Origin of the sequence: Paraburkholderia franconis (assembly GCF_009362735.1) — a bacterium.
GTDB lineage: Bacteria > Pseudomonadota > Gammaproteobacteria > Burkholderiales > Burkholderiaceae > Paraburkholderia > Paraburkholderia franconis.
In genome coordinates this window covers 1-1,500 of sequence record NZ_WHNP01000211.1, presented here as the reverse complement: position 1 = coordinate 1,500, position 1,500 = coordinate 1, and the positions used below count along the sequence as shown (strand labels likewise).

Sequence of the window (1,500 nt, the reverse complement as noted above, 5' to 3'; positions counted from 1 at the left end):
AACGGTCAAGGTGGCCTTCGCGGATCAAGGATACACAGGTGAAGACGCTGCGCAGGCCGCCAGCAATGAAGGCATTGATCTGCAGGTCATCAAACTGCAGGAAGCAAAGAAAGGTTTCGTGCTGCTGCCCCGGCGATGGGTGGTCGAGCGCAGCTTTGGCTGGCTCAACCGCTTTCGCCGCCTCGCGCGGGACTATGAGCGATTACCTGAAACGCTTGCCGGGCTTCATTTCGTGGTCTTCGCCATGCTTATGCTCGTGCATGCAGTGCCAGTACTTCAAAGTTCATAACACGGTCTAGTGTCCCGAAGATGGTCCGACATCTAAAGCGTACGTCTATGGGGACAGTCGGACCGAGTCGCGGGCGGGCACGCACAGGGACTTGTTCACTTCTCGAACCGTGAAAGAATCGCGTGCCTTCGCGAAAGGACTACGTTTATGGTTCCGCCCATCGTTGGTCCGATCACGCCTGGGGCCGGGTGATTTGTTAGAAATAGCGGGGTGTCTCATCGCACTCATTGGCTCGGCAGCGGACAACGGATCGGGGAGTGCGTCCCCTGGTTAAAAGGGCAGCCAGTCCAGCTTCGTGCACCTCCTCACCCTGGTCAACGTGTCGGTGCTGCATGAAGACATGCACGCGGCTGGATTCGCGTCATGCTGGCAGAAGGTCATGCATTGAATTACATCCTGTTTGCCGCGTTGCAAGTCCTGCTTCCCTTGTTCCGATGCTGCTAGCAATGCGGTTGCGTCGAGGTCTGCCATTCTCGGAAGCAGATAGCGCTTCAGGCGGTCGGCCCTGTCCTGTGCGTCTGCAGCCATGTTCTTGATCGTCTCTTCTAGCTGCGGAGGCAATGGCTGGCCGGGGCTGGACAGTGCGTGCTGGTAGACGGCCACCTGTTGATTGACGATCGGGATGCAGTATGCCGCGCGAAGGTCTACATCAGACGGAGGCTGCTGCGCGAAAGTTCGAATAGGCAGAGACGCACATGCAGCCAGGAATGCCATCGCTGTTGCCGGTTTCATGTTGCCCCCGAAATGCGGCAAGTAACGCGGGCCGGCTGGAAAGAAAAAGGTGCGCACAAGGCGATCGTCGTTGACCGTCTGCTCGCCACTCGGATCTTCATTGCCCAACCATACATCCCCGACGGGCCTGCAGGTCGCTCCGCGCCTTGGCCCAGTAGGTCGCGATCGACCCGGAACGGTGGATAGAGGTGGCTCCGGAAATTCGGACAGTTCATTGAGTGGAAAAGCTGGGGCGTGAGTCGGTCATAATGGCCGGCGACAAGGAACCAGAAGATGACGAAACGAAACCGACGGACACACTCACCGGCATTCAAGGCAAAGGTGGCACTAGCGGCGCTTAAGGGCGACAAGACGCTGGCAGAGTTGGCCCAGCAATTTGATGTCCATCCGAACCAGATCACGGACTGGAAGAAGCAGTTGCAGGAGCGGGTTGCCGATGTGTTCGACGCGGGCAACGCGCCCCCAGCTGCACCGCCAAT

At 58.5% G+C, this 1,500-nt stretch carries 3 protein-coding genes; 2 read left to right on the top strand and 1 reads right to left on the bottom strand.

All coding sequences use genetic code 11. The features are described from left to right. Positions 1–289: transposase (locus tag GCT13_RS47665; protein ID WP_152766932.1), on the top strand; the 289-nt coding region annotated here is incomplete at its 5' end. Between the two features lie 270 nt (positions 290–559). Here GCT13_RS47665 and GCT13_RS47660 read toward each other — a convergent pair. Further along, positions 560–1,129 carry a hypothetical protein gene (locus GCT13_RS47660; RefSeq protein WP_152768430.1) on the bottom strand — a complete coding sequence of 190 codons (570 nt, stop codon included), beginning with the start codon at positions 1,127–1,129 and terminating at the stop codon, positions 560–562. Between the two features lie 165 nt (positions 1,130–1,294). Here GCT13_RS47660 and GCT13_RS47655 point away from each other — a divergent pair. After that, the coding region (locus tag GCT13_RS47655) for a transposase (protein ID WP_152767547.1) at positions 1,295–1,500 on the top strand (206 nt) is incomplete at its 3' end.